At 42.1% G+C, this 23096-nt stretch carries 16 protein-coding genes; 6 read left to right on the plus strand and 10 right to left on the minus strand.

What is annotated here, in order from left to right; all coding sequences use genetic code 11:
* The coding region (locus tag F8S12_RS10740; protein ID WP_196516284.1) for a WD40 repeat domain-containing protein at positions 1 to 2427 on the minus strand (2427 nt) is incomplete at its 3' end.
* A 19-nt stretch (positions 2428 to 2446) separates the two neighbouring features.
* Positions 2447 to 2827 carry a hypothetical protein gene (locus F8S12_RS10745; protein WP_196516285.1) on the minus strand — a complete coding sequence of 127 codons (381 nt, stop codon included), beginning with the start codon at positions 2825 to 2827 and terminating at the stop codon, positions 2447 to 2449.
* Positions 2828 to 3296: 469 nt separating this feature from the next.
* Here F8S12_RS10745 and hpnA point away from each other — a divergent pair, with 469 nt between their 5' ends.
* Positions 3297 to 4298 carry a hopanoid-associated sugar epimerase gene (gene hpnA / locus F8S12_RS10750; protein ID WP_196516286.1) on the plus strand — a complete coding sequence of 334 codons (1002 nt, stop codon included), beginning with the start codon at positions 3297 to 3299 and terminating at the stop codon, positions 4296 to 4298.
* Positions 4299 to 4504: 206 nt separating this feature from the next.
* Here hpnA and F8S12_RS40500 read toward each other — a convergent pair whose 3' ends face one another.
* Positions 4505 to 4660 (minus strand): hypothetical protein, encoded by a 156-nt coding sequence (locus F8S12_RS40500; RefSeq protein WP_230967936.1) that lies wholly within the window; start codon positions 4658 to 4660, stop codon positions 4505 to 4507.
* Positions 4661 to 4830: 170 nt separating this feature from the next.
* On the opposite strand from F8S12_RS40500, the gene hpnH reads away from it, so the two are divergent.
* Positions 4831 to 5850: an adenosyl-hopene transferase HpnH gene (hpnH, locus tag F8S12_RS10760; RefSeq protein WP_196516288.1), complete on the plus strand. Its 1020-nt coding sequence runs from the start codon at positions 4831 to 4833 to the stop codon at positions 5848 to 5850.
* A 605-nt stretch (positions 5851 to 6455) separates the two neighbouring features.
* Here the strand turns inward: hpnH and F8S12_RS10765 are convergent.
* On the minus strand, positions 6456 to 7223 hold the full coding sequence (locus tag F8S12_RS10765; RefSeq protein WP_196516289.1) for a DsbA family protein: 768 nt from the start codon (positions 7221 to 7223) through the stop codon (positions 6456 to 6458).
* Positions 7224 to 7483: 260 nt separating this feature from the next.
* Between F8S12_RS10765 and F8S12_RS10770 the strand changes: the two genes are divergently transcribed.
* Both F8S12_RS10770 and F8S12_RS10775 read left to right on the plus strand, forming a co-directional pair.
* A complete protein-coding gene (locus F8S12_RS10770) occupies positions 7484 to 10345 on the plus strand; it encodes a HEAT repeat domain-containing protein (RefSeq protein ID WP_196516290.1) in 2862 nt (953 codons plus the stop codon).
* 550 nt (positions 10346 to 10895) lie between these two features.
* A complete protein-coding gene (locus tag F8S12_RS10775) occupies positions 10896 to 11351 on the plus strand; it encodes a DUF2141 domain-containing protein (RefSeq protein ID WP_196516291.1) in 456 nt (151 codons plus the stop codon).
* 2 nt (positions 11352 to 11353) lie between these two features.
* Here the strand turns inward: F8S12_RS10775 and F8S12_RS10780 are convergent, their stop codons facing one another.
* The 5 genes from F8S12_RS10780 to F8S12_RS10800 form a co-directional block, all read right to left on the minus strand.
* Complete coding sequence (locus F8S12_RS10780; RefSeq protein ID WP_196516338.1) at positions 11354 to 12502, minus strand: peptidoglycan-binding protein; 1149 nt, start codon at positions 12500 to 12502, stop codon at positions 11354 to 11356.
* An 85-nt stretch (positions 12503 to 12587) separates the two neighbouring features.
* Positions 12588 to 13658, minus strand: coding sequence for a DMT family transporter (locus F8S12_RS10785; RefSeq protein WP_196516292.1), 1071 nt, complete (start codon positions 13656 to 13658; stop codon positions 12588 to 12590).
* Between the two features lie 406 nt (positions 13659 to 14064).
* Positions 14065 to 16227 (minus strand): DNA helicase RecQ, encoded by a 2163-nt coding sequence (recQ, locus tag F8S12_RS10790; RefSeq protein WP_196516293.1) that lies wholly within the window; start codon positions 16225 to 16227, stop codon positions 14065 to 14067.
* A gap of 313 nt (positions 16228 to 16540) precedes the next feature.
* The gene (locus F8S12_RS10795; protein WP_196516294.1) at positions 16541 to 18283 is read right to left on the minus strand and encodes a fatty acyl-AMP ligase; all 1743 of its coding nucleotides are present in this window, start codon (positions 18281 to 18283) and stop codon (positions 16541 to 16543) included.
* 432 nt (positions 18284 to 18715) lie between these two features.
* Entirely contained in the window at positions 18716 to 18856 is a 141-nt protein-coding gene (locus F8S12_RS10800) for a hypothetical protein (protein WP_230967937.1), read from the minus strand.
* A 208-nt stretch (positions 18857 to 19064) separates the two neighbouring features.
* On the opposite strand from F8S12_RS10800, the gene F8S12_RS10805 reads away from it, so the two are divergent.
* Together F8S12_RS10805 and F8S12_RS10810 are read left to right on the plus strand one after the other, a co-directional pair.
* Positions 19065 to 19328, plus strand: a complete 264-nt coding sequence (locus F8S12_RS10805; protein ID WP_196516296.1) for a hypothetical protein — start codon at positions 19065 to 19067, stop codon at positions 19326 to 19328.
* A 162-nt stretch (positions 19329 to 19490) separates the two neighbouring features.
* Positions 19491 to 19775 (plus strand): DUF427 domain-containing protein, encoded by a 285-nt coding sequence (locus tag F8S12_RS10810; protein ID WP_196516297.1) that lies wholly within the window; start codon positions 19491 to 19493, stop codon positions 19773 to 19775.
* A gap of 290 nt (positions 19776 to 20065) precedes the next feature.
* Here the strand turns inward: F8S12_RS10810 and F8S12_RS10815 are convergent, their stop codons facing one another.
* Positions 20066 to 23089, minus strand: a complete 3024-nt coding sequence (locus F8S12_RS10815; protein WP_196516298.1) for a hybrid sensor histidine kinase/response regulator — start codon at positions 23087 to 23089, stop codon at positions 20066 to 20068.
* Between the last annotated feature and the right edge of the window lie 7 nt (positions 23090 to 23096).

Here is a 23096-nt window from a genome sequence, read left to right on the forward strand (position 1 = left end):
ATCATGTCCCTTGAGGGTGCGGATTTCCTTTCCTGTCTCTAGATTCCAGAGTTTGATCGTCTTGTCATCACTGCCAGAAGCCAATGTCTTGCCGTCGGCGCTAAAACTGACGCTATAGACAGAGCGATCATGTCCCTTGAGGGTGCGGATTTCCTTTCCTGTCTCTAGATTCCAGAGTTTGATCGTCTTGTCATCACTGCCAGAAGCCAATGTCTTGCCGTCGGCGCTAAAACTGACGCTAGAGACAAAGCCATCATGTCCTTTGAGGGTGCGGATTTCCTTTCCTGTCTCTAAATTCCAGAGTTTGATCGTCTTGTCCTTACTGCCAGAAGCCAATGTCTTGCCGTCGGCGCTAAAATTGACGCTATGGACAAAGCCATCATGTCCTTTGAAGGTGCGGATTTCCTTTCCTGTCTCTAGATTCCAGAGTTTGATCATCTTGTCATCACTGCCAGAAGCCAATGTCTTGCCGTCGGCGCTAAAACTGACGCTTAAGACAATGCCATCATGTCCCTTGAGGGTGCGGATTTCCTTTCCTGTCTCTAGATTCCAGAGTTTGATCGTGTTGTCATCACTGCCAGAAGCCAATGTCTTGCCGTCGGCGCTAAAACTGACGCTCCTGACAAAGCCATCATGTCCTTGCAAGCGGTTGCGTTCTGTTCCTGAAAAACTAACTACCTGCAAAGCATTCATTACCTCTGGGTTAGTTGTATGTTGGCTTTGCAGAAATTTTCCCGCCTTGATTGCTTGGACAAAAGCCTCTAAGTGTTTATTTTCATTCAATAGAGACAAAGAATATCGACCAAGAGATTCGGCTTGATTGAGTTCCGATTGGTTTTTCTGATTCCATGCCGTGAAACCCAATCCACCGCTAATTACCATCGCCACCAAAGAACCAGCCGCAATCCCCCAGGCGGTTCTGATTTCGCGCTTTCTGCGAGCTGCTTCGGCTTGTTTGAGGCGCTGTTGTTCTTGGATACTCTGCTCAATAAATTCTTTCTCATCAATTAAATCTTCTGGGCGTTCCTTCAGTTTTTCTTCTGCCTCCGCCAAAGCTGCACCACGCAACAATGAACCCGAATCTCGATTCGTTGCTTCCCATTGTCCCTTTGCTCCTCGCAGTCGCTCTTGCCAAGCTCTAAAAACGCGGCTTGTATTCATCCATTCTCGCAATTCTCCCCAATTACGAATCAGAGCTTCATGAACTACCTCCACCGTTTCTTGACTGCTGAGATTGCGACTTGTCACCACCAACCGAGCATCAGCTAATTTTTTTACCAAAGACCAGCTTTGCTCCCCCAATTCCGCTTTCATCGCTATGCGTCTTGTATCCTCTGCTCCCTCACCCGGACGTACCAATTGAATAAAAATCCGCCGGACTTTTTCTTTCTCGTCATCTGTCAAGTTGCCATATTTTTCATCAGCATGGCGCGCTAACGCACCTTCTACTTGACCAATTTCTTCATAGATTTTGTGAGTTAATAGTTTACCCGATCGCTTGTTCCACAACTCTGTTAATGCAAACTCTAGCAAAGGTAAATTTCCCGGTTGGTCTTCCACATCATCCAGAATGCGTTCTACCAGTCCTGTTTCAAATGTCACCCCTAATTTTTGGGCAGGTTTTTCAATGACTTCTGTTAGTTCTTTCCGATTCATCGGCCCCAGTTTCAAGTCAGCATTTTGCAAGACATCAGCAAAGGGACGATAGGAGAGAGCATTTCCCAAAAAATCTGCCCGCATCGTTGTCACCAACACCGTAGCCGATGAAGACAGAGAAATAGGAGTTTCTAGACTGGCTAATAAGCAGTCGAGAAACTTACGGCGTATTTCCTGATTGTTACAGAGTGTGTAAATTTCTTCAAATTGGTCAGCAATCAGTAGCACCCGATGATTAGGGTGATTTTGCCGAATTTTAGCAAAAACGTCTGAGAGAGGAACAGAGCCATCTTGCAAGTAACCAGCCATCTTTCGGGCTTGGGCAATTTGGTCAGTTTGATCTAAATCAGGTGTATAAAGAGGAACAAGAGCTAAAGCGATCGCATGGAAAGGATCAGAACCAGGACGAAAGTGAGTAAACTGCCAATGACCTGCTTTTTGCAACTTAGGGACTAATCCAGCTAATACCACCGAAGATTTACCGCTTCCTGATGCACCTAACACCGGAATAAAATTATTGGTTTTAGTTGCACTATAAAGTTCTTCTATAAATATTTCACGCCCAAAGAAAAACTCAGCCTCATTGGGGCCAAAATGAAACAAACCCTGATAAGGACAAGGCAGATATTCATCAACAGCGATCGCAAAATCAACAGGTTTTACTTCTTCCCTAGAGTAGAAGTAGTTGTAGATAATGTTTCCTTCACCAACTACAGCACCTTTGACTTCATTTTGAAACGTTGAATTATAGTTAGAACTCTCCTCAGCCATCTAGAGACTCCAGTGGCTTCTAGCCAAATTTATTTTCCTGTTTGTTGCCATCGCCAACCTGCGCGCCCTTAACTTCTGCTTGAAACACTGTGTCATACTTACCTGCTGCTGACTCTTCAGGCTTTTCCTGTTTCAGTAACTCCTGCGCTAACTTAATAATTTCCGCATCTTGATCAACACCAGCTTCAGCTAATTTCTTTTTAAGTGGTGCATTATATGTTTCAGGATCTGTTTCGTGTTCTTCCAGAACCATTTGGGCTTTTGGTTCACTTTCAAACTTCTTCTTAATCAACGTTTTCAATCCCTGATAGGCATCTTTAACGGCTGTTCCTGCGGTATCTTTAGTAGCAGCGATCGCACCAGCGCCTAAAGCTGCAATAATTAGAGAAATAGGTTCCATACTTGATCCTTAACAATTTGTAATAGTAAAAATACTTATCTTTGAGACTTATATTATCACAGACTGGGCAACTGAGTTACTTGCAATGTGAGTTTGATAAACCTCTGTGCGATCGCTCTCAGAGGATGTTTGAAAAGTCCTCTTGTCGGTAGCAAAACGTTCCAGATCCCCCTAAATCCACGCCACGTGCTTCAAGTCGGGAAACCCGCCCAACGCAGTGGCTCCCCTTAAAAAGGGGGACTTTGATTCCGGTTCCCCCCTTTTTAAGGGGGGCTAGGGGGGATCTCTGAGTACCTAAAATCACAGCCAACCACTTTTCAAACAACCTCTCAGATGCAGAGTTGACTTTATTACGAGAATAAAAAAAGGAGCAGCAAGCTTTGATGTCTAATTAAAATCTCTGTTGCAAAACTTAATCACGAATTAGTTTAACTGTCCCCAGTCGCTATTCAAAACAGGAAATCCAAAATTGCTAAATCCCAAATATCAAAAGGTTTTTGTCACAGGGGGGACGGGTTTTATTGGTGCCCACTTAGTACGCTTGTTGCTGCAACAGGGTTACACAGTTAAAGCACTGGTACGCTCAAGCAGCAACCTGGAGAATCTACGCGGCTTGGAGGTGGAAATTGTCAAAGGCGATTTGAATGATCCAAACCTTTGGCGACAGATGGTAGGTTGTCAATACCTATTTCATGTTGCAGCCCATTATTCTTTGTGGCAAGCAGACCGGGAATTACTTTATCGTCACAATGTGCAAGGTACGCGCAATGTGTTAACAGCAGCTAGTAAGGCTGACATTGAGCGCACCGTCTACACGAGTTCAGTGGCGGCAATTGGGGTAGGATCACCTGGGGAAGTTGTGAATGAAACACATCAGAGTCCTTTAGAAAAGTTGGTGGGTAACTACAAAAAGTCAAAGTTTCTGGCTGAACAAATAGCTATGGAAGCCGCTAATTCAGGTCAGGAGGTAGTTATAGTCAATCCCAGCAGCCCCATTGGGTCGTTAGATATCAAACCGACCCCCACAGGTGATATAATCTTACGGTTTTTGCAACGGCAAATGCCCTTTTATTTAGATACTGGTTTGAATTTTATTGATGTGCGGGATGTGGCATGGGGACATTTACTAGCTTTGCAGCACGGTAAATCAGGCGATCGCTATATACTAGGTCATCAAAACCTTAGTCTGAAGCAACTACTGGAACAACTCGCCGACATCACAGGCTTGCTGGCACCTCAACGAACTGTACCCCCTTGGTTGCCCCTTAGTGTTGCCTGGGTTGATGAAAAGATCCTCGCAGCACTGGGAAAATCGCCCTCAGTGCCATTGGATGGCGTTCGGATGGCGAAACAACCTATGTATTACGATGCGGCAAAGGCTGTACGAGAGTTGGGTCTACCTCAATCTTCGCTGAAGGCGGCACTTAAGGATGCTGTGGATTGGTTTGTTGCTCAGGGGTATGTGAAATGAAAAATAATAACGCCGTGTGCAACTTTCTCTCAGACCTAACCCTCAACTCCTTCCCTACAAGGGAAGGGGAGCAAGAATTAAAGCCTCTCTCTCTGTGGGGCTACGGTGTACACACAAGTTATCGAATCACTGTACACACAAGTCTTTTAAAGTTGCTGCGTGTAGGGTGGGTTAATTTTTGCAGGGCGATGCATCAAAGGTGCGAGTCAATGCATCAAAGGTGCACGTCGATGCATCAAAGGTGCACGTCGATGCAACAAAGGTGCACGTCGATGCATCAAAGGTGCAGGGCGATGCATCAAAGGTGCACGTCGATGCATCAAAGGTGCGAGTCGATGCAACAAAGGTGCACGTCGATGCATCAAAGGTGCGAGTCAAGAAACTTGTGTACACCATAGCCCTGTGGGGGAGAGGAATGGAAGTGGGGTTTTAAGGATAAGTTGCACATCAAGTAAATATAGTAGGCTAGCTAGCACAGATGTGCATCCCTAATGTGGTGTTTTTAGATATATAAAGAGGAGCGATCGCAACAATGGCAGTTAATTTACAACAAGCTATGGATATTGGGAAGTATCTTGTTACTCAGCGTTTGAAAGGACGTAAACGCTTCCCTTTAGTATTGATGTTAGAACCTCTTTTTCGGTGCAATCTCGCTTGTACAGGTTGTGGTAAGATCCAGCATCCAACGGAAATTTTAAAGCAAAACCTGACCCCAGAACAGTGTTTTGCCGCAGTGGAAGAGTGTGGCGCACCGGTTGTCTCAATTCCTGGGGGAGAACCTTTACTACATCCCCAAATTGATGAAATTGTCCAAGGATTAATTCAGCGCAAGAAGTATATTTACTTGTGTACCAATGGTTTGTTGTTAGAAAAGAGCTTAGATAAGTTTCAGCCTTCCCCTTACTTGACTTTTAGCGTGCATCTAGATGGGATGCGGGATCTGCACGATCATTGTGTCGATCGCAAAGGTGTTTTTGATATTGCTGTCAAAGCTATTCGCGCCGCTAAAGCTAAAGGCTTTCGTGTCACCACTAACACTACTATCTTTGAAGGTACTCAACCCAAAGATATGCAAGAGTTCTTCGACTTTCTGGAAACACTAAATACTGACGGGATGATGATTTCTCCTGGATACAGTTACGAGTGGGCACCAGATCAAGATCATTTTCTCCACCGTGAACAAACACGCGCCCTATTCCGGGAAATTCTGGCTCCTTTGAAAGCTGGTGAAAAAAATTGGAACTTCAATCACAATCCACTGTTCTTAGATTTTCTGACTGGTGAGAAAGACTACGAATGTACACCTTGGGGTAGCCCTAGTTATAGTGTTCTCGGTTGGCAAAAACCTTGCTATCTGCTGAACGAAGGTTATTACTCTACCTTTAAGGAATTATTAGGAGAAACTGACTGGAGTCAATACGGCCGTGCTAGCGGTAATCCCAAGTGTGCCGATTGTATGGTTCACTGCGGCTACGAACCTACCGCCGCAATGGATGCAATGCAGCCGCAAAATATGGCGCGTGCCCTTGGCAGTGTGTTTGGCAGGAGCTAGGCAGGGGAGCAGGGGGCAGAAGAAAATGGGAAGTTGAATTGTCAGCTTCTTATTTTGTACGGGGCGTTATGCCTATGGCTAACGCACTCTACTGGTGTGGCACTTTAGCTTACAGAATTAGTATAGAAAGATCGCTCACGAGTATCAAAGACTCGTCCGCGAGCGAGTAAGCTAATCGTCATTCATTTTTCCAAAATGATTCGCTTGTAGTAAGGGCTTCAGCCCTACCTTCATGCAACTTAAATGCCGATTAGTTTATCAAGAGAAAAGGAAAAGTATACCAATTTGAAAAAAGAATGCGACAAATAGACCATCTGTAGAGACGCGATGAATCGCGTCTTTAACGAAGGGTGTGTTGCAATCATTAATTGAATTAGTATTACATTTCTCATTAATTGAATTAGTATTACATTTCTTTTCTCCAAATTCTGTAATAAATCTGGCGTTGCTGAATTAGGTATGAAAGTTAATGTTTTAAAAATCTAAAATTTAAATTCTTCGCGTCTTTGCGCCTTTGCGCGAAACAAAATTCATACTGCAATCAGCAACGCCATAAATCTATTTGGTAGAGATGTTTCTTTCGTTCCTTTACCAGATACACCCATTTACCTAGCATCAGCCAATATCTTTTCAACGTCTGATAGCTCAACCACTCCTGAAAAAGTTGGACTATCAATTACAAAAAAAGGTGTGCCAGGAACAGCCAACTTCTCAGCTAGCTGAATATCTTTGGTAATTGCCGGAGTGGCAAGGGTAATCTCGCGTTTAAATTTTGCCAAATCTAGATTCAGATTTTTAGCAATATCTAAATATAACGCCTCACCCAGTTGCTTTTGATTAGTAAATAAGGCATCCTCATATTCCCAAAATTTATCTTGCTGATGTGCCGCCCAAGCTGCTGTTGCAGCTGGCAATGCTTCAGCATGAATTGAAGTTAGCGGTAAATTCTTGTAAACTAATCTTAGTTGATCCTGATGCTTTGCCAGCAATTTTTTTAAGGTTTTATGCATCTCGGCACAATAAGGACATTGAAAGTCTGAAAATTCTATCAGCACAATTTTTGATTCAGCTGAACCTGTAGTAGGAGACTCACCAATCACCGCTTGAGAATTCGTTTTTAAATCCTGTAAAAATGTTTGCCGTGCTTGCTTTACTTTCTGTTGTTGTTGCTCCTGATACGCTTGAACAGATTTGATAATTACCTCTGGGTGTTCGCGGACAATTTGTAATACTTGCTGTTCAAGTTGCGAATTAATGGTGCTAGCAGCTTGTGCAGGTAGTGACCAGGCGACAACCAAACATAGCAGACCTATTGCTGTCAAGGTACGCAGATATTTAAGTAATTGACCAAACCGATGAAAGAATGTATTCATAGAAAAACTCTTGAGAAATCAACATTCTCTTAGTATTACTTGAGAAGTGTAAACTTACGCTAGTCGAAGCTACCTTATAAACATAGATGTACGATAATTATCATCCAGAGGTCAAATGAGTGTACATGAAGAAACTGAAGATTTAGCGATCGCACCTAACACAATTCTGGGATTATCAATAGAAAGCTGATGCACTCCAAACATATTTTATTGTGTAGTATAGAAAACAGCGCTTAACTTTCCTCGGTCGATTAACTGGCATGGTTGCAGACCACAGCATTGATTTTCAAGCATATCTACAATCCCTCTGTGATAACGATATATACAGGGATTTGCAAGAATTTTATACACCGACCGATGCTTTAGACCGTCAACGATCTGAACTGAAGAAATCTCAAAGACGGTTGGATTTGAGTTTGATGGCGCAAACAGAACAATCACAGCAACCAGGAGGGGAAGCGCTAGACAGAGAAAAAATAAATGTCTTAAAAGGATTAAGGAAGTATGCTCCAGAGCATATACTGCTAGTAGGTAAGCCTGGGTCGGGAAAATCAACTTCGGTGCGGTGGTTGCTGTGGGAAGAGTCTCGGTGCTGTGTCGAAGCAATCGAGCAAGGCAAGAGTGAAATTCCCCCAATCCCTATCCTGATTGAACTGCGCGGTCTTAGGAGTTCAGTGTTGGCAGCAATTCAAAAAAAACTGGAACAGTGGCTTGACCTGAATAAGAAAACCTTAAAAGCTCTCTTGCGCGATAAACGATTGTTGGTGATCTTAGACGGGTTGAATGAATTACCAAATGACAAAGCTTGGCAGGAAGTAGATGAATTTAGACAGTTATGTACTGATTCAAAGTCTCCTTTAATCTTTACCACGCGAGAACTTGGTTCAAGCTCGAATTTAGACATTCCTAAAAAACTAGTGATGTTGCCACTGACTGAACCTCAGATATGGGAGTTTATTCAAAAGCGTTTGCCTGAAACGGGTGGGGAACTGTGGCGGCAGATTAAGGGGCAGCTTCGAGAGTTAGCAGAAACGCCACTGTTGCTGAAGTTTTTGTGCGATATTTTTGAGCAGAATGGTGATGAAATTCCTACAAACCGAGGCGATCTGTTCCGCAAGGAATTTGCACGACGGTATGAGGAATTTAAACCCGGACGACTTAAAAACGTTTCTGAGGAATCGCGTCGTTTTACGTCCCATCTACTAAGCTATCTCGCTTTTACGGTTCAAGGTGATCCGCATATCGCTCCTTATAAACCCAGAACTATTCGTAAGGATGAGGCAGAGAGAACACTAGCCATTTTTCTGGCTGGCGAACGCACACCCGATGTCACGAACATGGAAAAGGCTCATGAGTGGTTAGAGGATTTGTTGGAATGGCATTTGCTCCAAGTAGCGAGTGACCCGGATTACATTGAGTTTCATCACCTGTTGCTTCAGGAATATTATGCTGCTGAAAGGTTATTACAACAGCTTCCCGATATTAATAATGACAAGCTGAAACGGGATTATCTAAATTATTTCAAATGGACAGAACCCTTAGCGCTGATGTTTGCGCTGGTGGATAATGAAGTGCAGGCGCTGCGAGTGGTTAAGTTAGCCCTAGAAGTAGATTTGAAGTTAGGATCAAGATTGGCAGGTGAGGTAAAGCGAGAGTTTGGGGAAGAACCTGTTGGTTTAATTGCCAAACTAAAAATTCCTCAACAACTTAAAATATGGCTTTTAGGAACCACACGCTCGAATTGTGCAATTCCCCTTCTGTTCAAAGCTCTAGAAAATCAAGATAATAGTGTTCGTTGGTTTGCTACCAAAGCGCTAGGAAAAATTGCTAATGAGGCAACTATTGTTGCTCTGAGTCAGGCGTTGCAAGATGAAAACGATTGGATTCGTCGGGAGGCATTGGATGCCCTAGAAAAAATTGGGACTAAAATAATAATTCCTGCTCTAAAACAAGCTGTAAAAGATGAAAATATAATGATTTGTCAGCAGGCTATCTACCTTTTGGGTGATATAGCTGGTGAAGCAGCTATTTCTGATTTAATAGAGGTTTTAGATAAAGAAGACAACGTTGTTCGTAGCTTTGCTCTTGAGAAGTTAGCGCAAATATGCGGTAAGGAACAGATTCCTGAGCTAATTCAAAATTTGGCGGATAGAGGTTTTGATGTTCACTCTAATGCTTTTTCTAATATTAGAAGTTGGCCTGGGATATTTTTGGGATTAGGGCCAATTAAAAGAAGTCAAGGTATACTTGGATACAGTTATCCCCATTCTTTCGATATAGATAGAATTCGTCAGGAGGCAACAGTTAATTCTCTGTGCCAAAACTTGCTAGACGAAAACCCTGCTATTCGTAAAACTGCTGTCTATTTGTTGGGTCAAATTGGTACTGCGGAGGCAATTAATGCTCTTGTACAAGCTTTAGATAATGAACACTGGAGAGTTCGCTTTGATTGTGTCCATTGGTTAGCTCAAATTGGCGTTAATAATTTAAATAACACTATATTTACTCATATACTAAAAGCTTTACAAGACGAAAACTCTGACTTTGCTGCATATGCTGCCTATGTATTAAATAAAAAAGATATTTTTATTCCTGAACTACTATCTAAACTTTCTGAGATGATATTAACAGTTGAAAACCGTACATACACAATACTAGAAGTGATTACAGCAATTCAAGATAATTGCAATTACTACAATCATGCGATCGCAACTTCTCCCCCAGTCCAAGACAAAACTATGTCAGAAAATTCTCAAGGTTCTAAATTCAACATCAATCAACCTGGAATCGTTCAAATAATTGAAACTAATCAAGGTTATGTTACTGCCCACTATACACCAGCACAAAAACAAAATCTGGCAGAAGCAGCAAAAGAGATTCAGCAATTGCTAGAACAACTGGCAAAGACAAACCCCACAATAGTCGAATCTCAAAACCCGGATATTGTAGTTGCAGAAATTCATCAGGAAATCAAGCGCAATCCTACAATTAAAGCTAGATTGCTCAATGCGTTAAAATCAGGTGGCACGGAAGCATTAAAACAGGCATTAGATGCCATATTCAAAAATCCACTTGTGAGCGTATCGGTGGAAACGATTAAAGGTTTTATTGAAGCTGAATAAATTTAGCATTAGGTTGGCAGTTATAAACCGCGCCTACACAGACAAAATTCTAGCAGGTGATTTTCAAATCATCAGTCCGTGTAGGCGGACTTTATTTATGTAGCTGCAAATTTGATTCGCTAAGGCTCGAAGGTTCGTAAATGAACCTCTGAGCATCGTTGATGAACCTCTGAGCATCGTTGATGAACCTTTGAGCATCGTTGATGAACCTTTGATACCCGTGAGCGAGTATCAGTATTATATTTTCGCCAGTTGCATTACTCGCCAGAGTTTATAAACTCTTGTTATTTTCTACATTTTTGTAACAGTCAAATTGTTGCTTTGACCGACATCACGCTAGTAAATTTATTTTGAGGTGGTATAGCAACAAAGCGGGAGATTGGAAAAAAGGTATTTTGCGAACAGGTGGGATTTATAAACAAATCCATAGATAAAATATAACAAGATGCTTGTGGATATTAGCTAAATAATGTCAGCATGAATCTGCGCGATACCTACGACGGACTACGCGATCGCAATCAAAGTCAAAACCCACCTTAGTAAAAGTTTTATGGTAAAAGAATTGAAAATTAGTATGCTACTGTTAGCAGTCTTGGGAAATCTGGCATGGCCATTTAGTGCTAAAGCAAATTTTAACGGCAAACTGACCGTAGAAATTGATGGATTGAAGAATAAAGAGGGACAAGTTTGTGCGAATATATTTACTAGTAGTAAAGGATTTCCCAGCGATGGCGATCGCGTATTACAAAGACAGTGTATTAAAATTACTGACACTCCCCTGCTTATGACCTTTGAGAACTTGAAAGCAGGTAGTTACGCCGTTGCTATTATTCACGATCAGAATAATGACCGCACTCTCAATAGTAATGCCTTTGGCATACCAAGCGAAGGCTTTGGGTTTTCCAGCAACCCTGAAGTTCGCACAAGTGCACCCAAATTTGGCGAAGCAGCATTTTTGGTGGCAGGACCAAACACTAACATCCAAGTCCAGTTGAAATATTTTTAGGCTTATAGTTTTGAATCGTTGTGGGAATCTTCTTCTTCTTCCGGTAGACTCTGTTGTTCCGGCAAGGCACGCATTCGATTCATCTGAGTCAAAGCATATCGTGCCGTTGCTTGCACTTCGGCATCTGGGTCATTTAGCGCATGATGTAACATCTGACTCATTTGACTCATCATGTCATAAACACGCGTCAGGTCACGAATTGCATTTTGCCGCACCTGTGGACTTTCATCTTGGAGTGAGATTGCTAAAGCACGGTTCATCGGTTTGAGTGTGCGGGTGCCAATTTCTGCCAAAGCTGCCAAAATTAAGCTGCTTTCTTGAGAATCGGCATCAATCATTAGGTTAACCATAGGTTGAATTGCCCGCGAATCTCCCTGTTGACCCAAATCCCAAATAGCTTTGCGCCGCTTCGTTGGTTCAGCACTGCGTAAGTCTTGAATTAATTCATCAACGATATTGAGTTTAGCCAGACGAGAAGTTTTTTCTGTTAGCAGTAGTTGTGTAGCTGTTTCTGGATTAGTTACAGTCTCTACTAAAGGTGGTGTAATCACCTCTTTGTTAGCTTCACTCAAACTTTTAGTATCTGATACTTCGGACTTTTGCAATTTTTTGACCTTACGAAACCACGTGAGCAGGTACAGAGGTGCGCCAATAAATCCTAGAACTCCGATGCCAACTACTAACCACCAGACAAAACCTCTCTCGGTTGGTGTGGGTTGTGCAGTTGGCTTGGAAGCCCGCGCTGGAGAGGCCACTAGTGAAGAACTGACAAACTGATTTTTTTTGGCAGCTTTGGCAGCCAAAGCTGCTTGCAGTCTCCCCCTAGTCGCCAGACCAGTAATACCATCTACTTTTAAACCCTTTACTTTCTGAAATTTAGCTACAGCAATTTCCGTACTGGGGCTGTACTTTCCATCTATTACGCCACTGTAGTATCCCAACTGCTTTAATTGAGTTTGTAGTCTCTGCACATCTGTTCCTTGACTACCAAGGCTTAAAACAGCCGGACTGGTAGAAACCCTTGAACTAGCTTGTGCAAGTTCTAAAATTTCAGGCGCTAGGTTAGGAGTGGCTGTGCTTGCGCGATTTGGGTAAAAACCCAGGCAAGAAAAACAGGTAAATATCAAGATTGAAGAACGGCGTAGCCTCATATTGCAAGTTTCAGCCTGGACGTGCTTTTGAAGTCTTCGATACCACATTAACAATTCAAAATTCAAAATTGAACACACTTACTGCTTATGGCAAAATTTCTGTTTTGGATTCTCTGACTGCTAGGGTTAGGGGGTTCAATTTTTTAGCCGATGCTTCTGAAATTGGTTGCTGTATGTTAGCTATTTCGCCGACGGTGACTGTAACGTTATTTTGCCCTGCTAAAGTATCACGTTGATTGATGAGATAGATGCTAATTAAAGTCAGGAAAACACCTACCCACTGTAAGGAACTGAGGACTTCTGAGAGAAAGAGATTGCCGAATAGTAGGGCAAAGACTGGTGTGAGAAAGGTAAGGGAACTAAGACTGGTGAGACTGCCACTAGAGGCAAAGTAGAAGAATAAACCATAGGCGATCGCACTGCCAAATACGGTAGCATAACCCAAAGCCACTAAATCAGATCCTCCTAGATTTTCCCACTGCTGGGATTCGACAACTGATGAAATTCCCCATAGTGGCAATCCACCCAAAATCATGTGCCATCCCGTAGCACTTACTGGGTCAGCATGTCGGCACACAAACCGAATCAACACTGTTCCCACTGCCATTGACAGTGCTGCTAACAGCATCAACCCCTCGCCGCTAGCAAACAAATCTTGCCAGTTGCCGATTGTAATATTTGCGCCTGAGTTAAAAAAATGTAAAATCCACTCATCAGGTAAGCCAATTAAACTAATGCCTGCGACTCCCAAGCCTAGCCCCAGCCATCCCCAAAAACCAATGTGTTCCTGGAATAGCCACAACGACAGCAAGGCCACAGCCAAGGGTTGCGAGTCAATCATCACAGACCCTAACCCCGCACTGGTTCTGACTAATCCTTCTGCTAAAAAGCCTTGAAACAAAGTTCCATCTACTAGGGCAAATAAGGCAATCCACAGCCATGCAGCCTGACCCTTGGGCTGGGGTTTACCCATAAATGCTGCTGCTATCAGAATTAACACCCCTGCTGGTATCAGACGCACTCCCGCCATGAATAGCGGTGTGGTATGGGGTATGACTCCTTTCATGGCTACCATTGCCGTCCCCCACAGGAAAAAGGGGGCAATTAACAAAAAGGAAGCGAAGGGAAGTTGAGATGCACTGAGTTTCAGTTGCATGGGTTTGCTGATGCCTTTATTTAACAAGCGCAAAAATTGCTTTACCCAATTTTACCGAATTATGTAGTTTTGCGTAGCTTGCCGCCGTAGGCATCGTGTAGCATATCGAGAATCTGTACGCCCCTAAAGCCCAATACGCTTGGGTTAAGCAAATTTATCTGTTAAGGGAGGCAGGGGGAGCAGGCTACGGTATACACAAAAGTCGAAAAAAGCTCGATTTCCCATTGTTCTCTCGTTCCCATGCAGAGCATGGGAATGGCTAATTAGGAGCTGCTGCCTCCAGTTAGACATTGAGCCAGAGACTCAATGAATGCATTCCCAGGCTCCGCCTGGGAACGAGGAAAAGTTTGTCATTCATAACGAAACAATGATTGATTCGATTTTATTACTCGTCCTAAGCAAATCATCACTTACGATTTTCGCGCCGCCACTTACTCCGTAATAAGCGAATTTCATCAAAAGTGTAGCTTTCACCTAGTTGTTCTTTGATGGGAGTGAGGGAAATATCACCAAGTACTTCTAAAACTTGCCAAATTTTTTTTTGATGTTCTAGAGGTACTAATTGATTTAAATCAACTGGCTGATTTTTTTCAATTAATTTCTCTAAATGATTGCTAACTGTTGCCGGACTAAGGTTGCGTTTTTGGGCAATTTGAGCGATGTTTAAACCTTGTTGATGTAATTGTAATGTCTGTAATTCGGTGTAAGAAGATGAATTGGGAGATGATACGGAAGCGGAAGTAACAGATTTATTTTGCAACCCTTTTTCTTGGCGGTAGGCGCGAATTTCTGTAATAAACTTTTCGCCATATTGAGCGAGTTTGTGACTACCTACACCAGAAAGTTTGGCAAATTCAACTAATGTTTGGGGTTGTACCTGTACCATCACTTTTAAAGTGGAATCGTGGAAGATGACGTAAGGTGGTACAGATTGTTCATCAGCTAATTGTTTACGTAGCGATCGCAATTTCTGTAATAATACTTCTGCTTCTTCTGCTTTTTCACTCCCCTGTTCCCAGGTAATCTTTTGGACTGTGGTTACAGCTAGCGAAACTGGGCGTTGTTTTCGCATTACTTGCCAACTTAAGGCATTTAGTTTTAAAACTGAGTAACCATCGCTAGTCTGTTCTATTAAGCCTTGATGTAAAAGCGATCGCCCCAACATTCGCCATTCATCTAGAGTTCTATCTTTGCCAATACCATAGGTAGAAAGTTTATCGTGTTCGTACTGGATAATTTTGTCTTTTTTTGCCCCCCGCAACACATCAATTATGTGTAGCATCCCAAATCTTTCTTTGCAACGTGCCACACAAGATAAAAACTTCATGGCTTCAGTTGTCCAATCTTGCATGGGTTTGGGATGACGACAATTGTCACAGTTACCGCAATTCCCAGGAAACCTTTCTCCAAAATAACCCAGTTGAATCGTTCGCCGACAATCAGTGCCTTCTGCGTAATCGATCATCTGCCGCAGTTGTTGTTTAGCAATCAACTGTTCTTGAGGATCATTTTTTTGATCAATACTCCATTCAATTGTTTTAACATCACCAAAGCTGAAAAATATTGTACACCGAGATGGTTCTCCGTCTCTACCTGCCCGACCCGATTCTTGATAATAACTTTCTATATTTCTGGGCAGATCAAAGTGAACTACCAACCGCACATCGGGTTTATTAATTCCCATGCCAAAGGCGACTGTTGCCACCATAACTCGGACATCATCTCGAATAAATCGCGTTTGATTACTACTACGTTCCTCATCAGTTAATCCGGCGTGATAAGGCAAAACAATAACTTGCTCATTTTGCAGTTTAAAAGTAAGTTCATCAACTTTTTTCCGAGTTAAAGAATAAATAATTGTCGAACCTTCAGTTTCTCGAATTAGTTCTAACAATTCAGCGTAAGCATATTTAGTTTTAGGACGAACTTCGTAATAAAGATTTTCCCGGTTAAAACTGGCAAGATGGATGCTAGGTTGCTTCAGCCCTAATTGTTGAATGATATCACTACGAACGCGATCGGTTGCTGTGGCGGTGAGGGCGACAGTAGGAACATCAGGATAGCGTTTTCTCAAAGATTTTAACTGGCGATATTCTGGACGAAAATCGTGTCCCCACTCAGAAACGCAGTGCGCTTCATCAATAGCAAAACTAGAAATACCGATTTTTTCTTTAACTAAATCGAGAAACGGTAGAAATCTTTCACTCAGCAGACGTTCAGGGGCGACGTATAGTAATTTTACTTTACCACTGAGTATGGCTTCTTCCCGCGATCGCACCTGGTAAGCATTCAAGCTGCTATTGAGAAATGTTGCATTAATATTATTATTTCGCAGTGCTTCTACTTGGTCTTGCATCAAAGCAATTAATGGCGACACCACCACCGTTAAACCATTTTTCAACAGTGCCGGTAACTGAAAACACAGAGATTTCCCCCCACCAGTCGGCATCACAACCATTAAATCTCGATTTTGCAGCGCATCTTCGATAATTTGCCGTTGTCCGGGGCGGAATTGATCATAACCGAAGTGATATTTTAGCGCTTGTTCGAGATGAGGATACTGAAGCATAGCGATCGCTTTTTTCGGGGCGTTCTGCGTGAGTAGTTATTGAAGATATCGGTATTTTAACTCACATCTTCGGCAACTTTGGTCAGACCTGCGTTTCTGTTGGCGATCGCACTGCTTTGAGCAACATAACCTCAAAAGTTAGATGTAACTTTTTTGATGTCGCTACTCAACCCAACCTACAAGCTCGGCGATCGCTTGGTGTACAATTTATTGCCATTGATTTAACTTTATAATAAGCAAAAGGCATGACCTAAAAAACAAACGAAACTCTACTAGGAGATAAAAAACAATGGTCAGTAGCCTAAAAGAACTCTTAAACGCTTCTTTCGTTAAGATTCTGTCGCCACTCTCCCACAATATTTAGATTTCCCATCAAAAATCCATTTTTGCAAGCATGGCGCTGAATCTTACCACTGGATGTCTTTAAAATACTCGCCGTTTTGAGCAGCAACACTGCATAAACTTGTAACTCATGCTGCTCTGATACTGCTTCACAGATTGCCCCAACTACCTCATCGACATTCAGTTCCCGCAGGTAATTACGATGCACTTCTTGAACTACAACTAATCGTTCTTCTCCATCTACTTCTACAGCAAACGCAGCACCGGAATCAGGTCTTAAAGCTGGGTGACTCTGTTGCACCGTCAGTTCAATGTCTTGGGGATAATGGTTGCGACCTCTAATAATAATTACATCTTTGAGTCGTCCCGTGATAAATAATTCACCATCCTTTAAAAATCCCAAATCCCCAGTACGCAGAAACGGTTCTTCTTTAGTATCCCTTAATTGTGCCTTAAAGGTTTGCTCGGTCTGCTCTGGTCGCTGCCAATAACCTTGAGTCACACTACGTCCCGATATCCAAATCTCGCCTACTTGATTGGGAAGGCATTGTGTGAGCGATTCTGGGTTAGCAATGACGATTTTGGTATCAAGCCATTCGCGTCCACACCCTACTAAATGCCTCACATTTTGGGTATTCGATAATGCTTTTACAATTTGATTTTGTGCTAATTCATCGGCTTTAATAGTACAGTAAACTGGTTCTGCTTCGCCTAGTCCTCCAGAAATCATCAACGTTGCTTCAGCCATACCATAACAGGGATATAAGAAGTTAGATTTGAAACCACAAGGCTGGAATTTTTCGGTAAATCGTTCTAAGGTGTGGCGGCGGACGGGTTCTGCACCGTTGTAGGCGAAACGCCAAGTGCTGAGGTCGAGGGTTGCTAATTGCTCCTGTGTAATCCTGTTGATGCAAAGTTCATAGGCAAAGTTCGGGCCACCAGAATGGGTTGCTTTATAGTGCGAAATTGCCTGTAGCCATCGAATTGGTTGCTGAACAAACGCTGTCGGTGGCATCAAGATTACTGGAAAATTCGTATACAAGGGTTCGAGAATACCTAAAATGAGTCCCATATCATGAAAGCTAGGAAGCCAAGATACAGCAACACTTTCTGGCGTAAATGCAAATGCTTGCCTCATATACTCGCAATTGTGCAGCAAGTTGTCGTGACTCACCATCACTCCCTTTGGTGTGCCTGTAGAACCAGAAGTGTATTGAAGAAAAGCTAGAGTATCGCTGTTGACTTCCAGTTTTTGCCAATTTGGGGCTTGATTGCTATCTATATTATCTGTAGCCAGAATGTGCAGTGTATTTAGTTCTGAGTCTTGGACAAAGCTATTATTGATATCTTTTAACAGAGAATTAGTTGTGAGTGCAACATTTGCCGAAGCATCAGATACGATCGCAGATAACCTTGTCATTTTCTGATTCGGTCGGGGTGGATAAGCTGGTACAGCTATCACGCCAGCATATAAACATCCAAAAAAGGCAGCGATAAATTCTAGACCTGGTGGATAAAGTAATAAAGCTCGTTCACCCGTTAATTGCAGAGATTGTAACTGGGAAGCGATCGCTCGTGATAATGTATCCAACTGTTGATAAGATAGTCTAAGTGTTTCTTTTTCACCTTCTTGAAGAAAGATATAAGCTATTTTGTCAGCCTGATGTATTGCTCTATAACTCAGAAGCTCTATCCAAGTTGAAAATTTAGACATAAATTTTTGCTAGCTCTAATGTGACTTAGGGAACGGGTAACTTTTTTGGTATCATCACCGGGACGAACACATTGCAACCCACACTTAGAACAATGTCAGTCCACAGATTGTTTCACTAATAGAGCGATATCTAACCAGTTTTCTGGATAACGTTCGGAGGATTTTTTTGGCATTTTCTGATTATAAAAATGCGTAACGATTTAATTACCAGTTCTTGATAAAATCATCTACTATATCTCAGTCCAAAGCAACAGCCTGATAGTTTTACGCAACACTCAATAACCTCTTCAAGGGTTTTTGAGTCTGTTAAAGCCAGTTCTTCTGACAATTTTTTTAGCCAATATCCTACACACTACTTTCATCATTTCATTTTTTGAACCTTTTCAGAGTAGCATAAGCAGTAATTATATATTTAGTATCTCTTTAGTCTATTTAGCTATGATTAGCGATCGCTCTCTGGAGAAAAACTTTTTGGTTTACTGATATCATGTCCGAATAATTAGTTATGATTCCCACAGTCGTTGCACCCCACCCCCCCAAAGCTGTAGTAACTTCAAAATAAGCGTTTGCCACACATGAATAAGCTGTAGTCACTACAACAAGTTCATTAATAAGTTTTGCTTAAGCTGTAATCACTTCAACATAAGCATTTGCGACAAATGAACAAGCTGTAATCACTACAACTTGTTGATTAATAAGTTTTGCTTAAGCTGTAATCACTTCAACATAAGCATTTGCGACAAATGAACAAGCTGTAGTCACTACAACAAGTTCATTAGTCATGTCCGCTTGTGTGTTCTTAACTAACGCACAAGCTGTAGTCCATAAAGCATCACCAATATTTTCGCCTGTTTTCTCTAGTGCTTTGGTCGAGAGTGTAGTAGCGATGTCTACGACGGGCTACGCCTACGCAGTAACAACAGCCGTCAGTGTTACAGTTAGGGATCTGCGGGTTTCGACACTTCTCTACGAGACGCTACGCGAACGGCAAGCTCAGTGCATCGCTGCGCTCAACCCTCAGCCGTCGAGAGTTGAAAATTGTTAATTAACTCTATTGTGGAGAGTGCGATCGCTGAGGTCATACTAGTAAAAATTTTAACCCGCGTCGGCTGGTTTTGTTTTTGTAGCCACGACTTCTAACCGTCAAGGCACTTGCAGCCTTAGAAGTGTCAAAATATATATGTAAAGTTTATTCGCAAAGTCACTTATGCCGAAAGCAATTTGGAATGGAACTGTTTTAGCCGAGAGCGATAAAACCGTAATTGTAGAAAGTAACTATTATTTTCCTGCTGACAGCATTAACAAGCAGTATTTTCAAGAAAGTAACACCCAGAGTACTTGTCCTTGGAAAGGTGTTGCTAGCTACTACACCATCGAAGTCGATGGGCAAGTTAATAAAGACGCTGCTTGGTACTATCCCACCACTAAGGAAAAGGCTAAAAATATTGAGGGCTATGTCGCCTTCTGGAAGGGTGTAAAAATTGAGGCTTAATATAAAGGTTCCTGGAAGGATTTTAGTTTCAGGTAATTGATATTATGTCTGACTAATTGCCCATAAAATACAAAGCCCACTCAGAACTTCGGAGCGGGCTTTGTATTTAAACTATTTGCGAATTTATTCTAGGATGTAATTATACCTTTGCCTTGGTAAATGCTGCTTGCTTTCTCTTCGCCAGCCAAGCCAGACTACCAACAAATATACTACCCGCGATCGCGATTCAAGCAAGAACCGCTATAAGAACGAGATAATACCAAATTCCGAATTCAATTAGATGCTGCCTTTCATGCTGCTGTGCAAATTATTTCTTCCAGCGTTTGCAGTAATTCTTGTTCATTGTAAGGTTTAGAAAAGTAAGCTCTAGCACCTAATTGCATAGCTAGTTGCCGATGTTTGTTGCTGCTACGAGAAGTCAGCATAGCAACTGGGATATTTTTTGTATCAACATCTGAATTTACCTTACCTAAAAAGCCATAACCATCAAGGCGAGGCATTTCAATATCACAAATTACTGCTTCAACTCTCAATCCACCGTGGAGTTTTTCTAAGGCATCTTGACCGTCTTTAGCTTGTTCTACTTGATACCCGCCTTTTTCAAGAGTCAGAGCTAAAAAGCGACGAACATTAATCGAGTCATCGACAATCAAAATTGTACCTTTCTGCTTAATAGAAGCTGCTGATATTTTGTCTTCATCAAATATGAGGAACGGTGTTTTTAACCTTGCTGATGGTAATTGAGTGCCTCTGGAAGTCCGCCGATTCGTAGCAATCCAATACAGTAATTCGTTGGCATTAACTAATGGCACTACTCGACCATCACCGAGAATTGTACAGTTGCTAAAGCCTTCAGGTAAAGGTATATTTCCTTCAACTTGGCGGATAGCAACTTCTTGTTCACCCCAGCAACGGTCTATTTGAATAGCGACTGGCTGATTATTACCTTTGACTACTAAGACGCTGTTAGCATTAATGGCTGCGGGAGTCTCTAATTCTGGGCTATCGTAGCGCAGACAATTAAACTCTAAGTAGCGAGTCAAGCGAATCAGTGGCAACATGGTTCCTTGCCAATTTAAGACTTCGCTACCTGCCATTTGGAAAACTTGCTCGTTTTGGAGTAAAAATATTTCTGAAATGACATCTGTGGGAAATGCCAACAGCATTTTGTTGATTTCTACTAGCAGAACTCGCGCAACGGAAAGTGTAAACGGTACTGATAGGGTGAAGGTAGTACCAACTCCCGGCTCCGTATCAACTTTGACATCTCCTCGAATTAGTTTGAGGTTGTTGCGAACCACATCCATACCGACACCGCGACCAGATAATGCTGTCACTTGCTCGGAGGTGGTAAAACCTGCTTCAAAAATTAGTGATAACAGTTCTTCATCAGTAGCATTAGCGAGTAGAGAAGCATCCAATCCCATAGTTAGGGCGCGGGTGCGAATTTTCTCCAGAGAAATACCCCAACCATCATCACGGATAGTAATGATGGTGCGATTACTGCGATGAGTTGCTTTAATTTCAATCAATCCTTGTTCTGGTTTCCCTAAAAGGCGGCGGGTGGCCAAATCTTCAATACCATGATCGAAGGCATTCCTTAACAGATGCATTAAAGGTTCGTTTAAAGCTTCTAAAATGCTGCGTTCAATTAAAGTGTTACCACCTTCAATTTTTAATTGGACATTTTTCCCATACTCTACATTTAAATCGCGCAAAGCTCTAGGAAAACGTTCAACTAAATCAGACAGTGGCCGCATCCGAATATGATTTAGTTTTGTCTGTAACTGTTTTGATGTTTTGTTTAGTTTACGAGCAATTTGATCGGTATCATCTACACTGAGTTGCACATCAGTTGTGACTTCCTGTACCTGAACAATGGTTTCCATAACTTCCTGCGATCGCAGATTTAATTCGTTATAGCGATCCATTTCTAAGGCATCAAATCCCCTGTCTATGTCTTGTATTTGGTGATCATTTTCAGCTTGCAAACGCACCCCAGCAGACATGGCAGCTTGAGTGGAAATTTTATCATAGGCTGTATGTAAATCCTGGTTTTCTCGGTCGAGAACTTGTACACGCTGGCTGAGGTTACGAACGAGTTTGCGTAATCTTTCTAGTTGCGAGTTTAACCCATTGCGTTGAACAATTAGTTCACCAAACAAATCATTAATTTGCTCTAATTGTTTGCTAGGAACTCGGACGGTATTTTCATGATTTTCCCGCTCTTTACTTTCGCCAACTCTGGCATCTGGATAATTATTTTCTCTAGCAAATATTGGATTTTGCTCGGTGACATTGACACCATTAACGTCATCCGCAAACTCTGCATCTACAAATGTGAAATTAGCAGCGATACCTGCGCTGGGCTGCGCCAACGCTTGATCATTAGTCCAATTTTCTCTTATGTTTTCTGGTTGCCAAACAGATGTTGACACTACTTCTGTATCGAGGATCTCTCTGTGATCTTCTACATCTGGAGCAACAAATTGGGGTATTATTTCTATTTTTGAAAGTAGTTCAGATTGTGTATAACTACCCAAGTTAATTTCTGTAGGCAAGTTATCTAGTTGATTTGTCAGTATCAAAGCTTGCGATCGCCGCCATGCTTGCAGTGCTAACTGAGCAATTTCGGGAATGCGTTCGCTGTTAACAGCTGCTCCCAATTGCTGCGTTACAGACTCACAAAGTTTGGTAAAAGCTCCCAACTGAAGCATTTCCCCCAAACCGCCCAATTCAGCTGCCATGATCACAACTTCTTCATGCAAACCAGGCTGTTCGCTATCTGCCAATATAGATTCTAGACGCTGCAAACACTCTTCTACTTCTGTTCCAAATAGCAAGGGGATGACGTCTTGTCCATCTTCTAGGGATAGCATACTTGAGGCATCCTCAGGGGTAGGATCTCCCAAGCGATCGCGCAACTCATCAAAAATTGGGTGACAGAAAGTTGCTAACCAGTCATCTTCGACAACATTTCCTTCTGCCAGCAATTCTACAATCTGACGCAGCCAGTCAACTCCAGATAGCAATAAACTTTGTAACTGAGTATCAATTTCTAGAGAATTTTTTTTAGTTTTTAAAACTTTAAAGGAATCTTCCAGACGGTGAGCTAAATCACTTAGTGATTTAAATCCCATCATCCCCGCGCCACCTTTGATAGAATGAGTAGCTCGGAGTGCAGCATTAATTTTATCCAAATCGATCCGGTTAGTAGTATCGATTTCTAACAATACCCCTTCTAAGGTATTTATGTAATCAGTTGCTTCTTCCAGAAACTGCATCTGGATTTCTAATTCTTTGTTTTGTAGCATAATTACA

It is taken from the genome of Nostoc sp. WHI, assembly GCF_015714725.1.
Taxonomy (GTDB): domain Bacteria; phylum Cyanobacteriota; class Cyanobacteriia; order Cyanobacteriales; family Nostocaceae; genus Nostoc.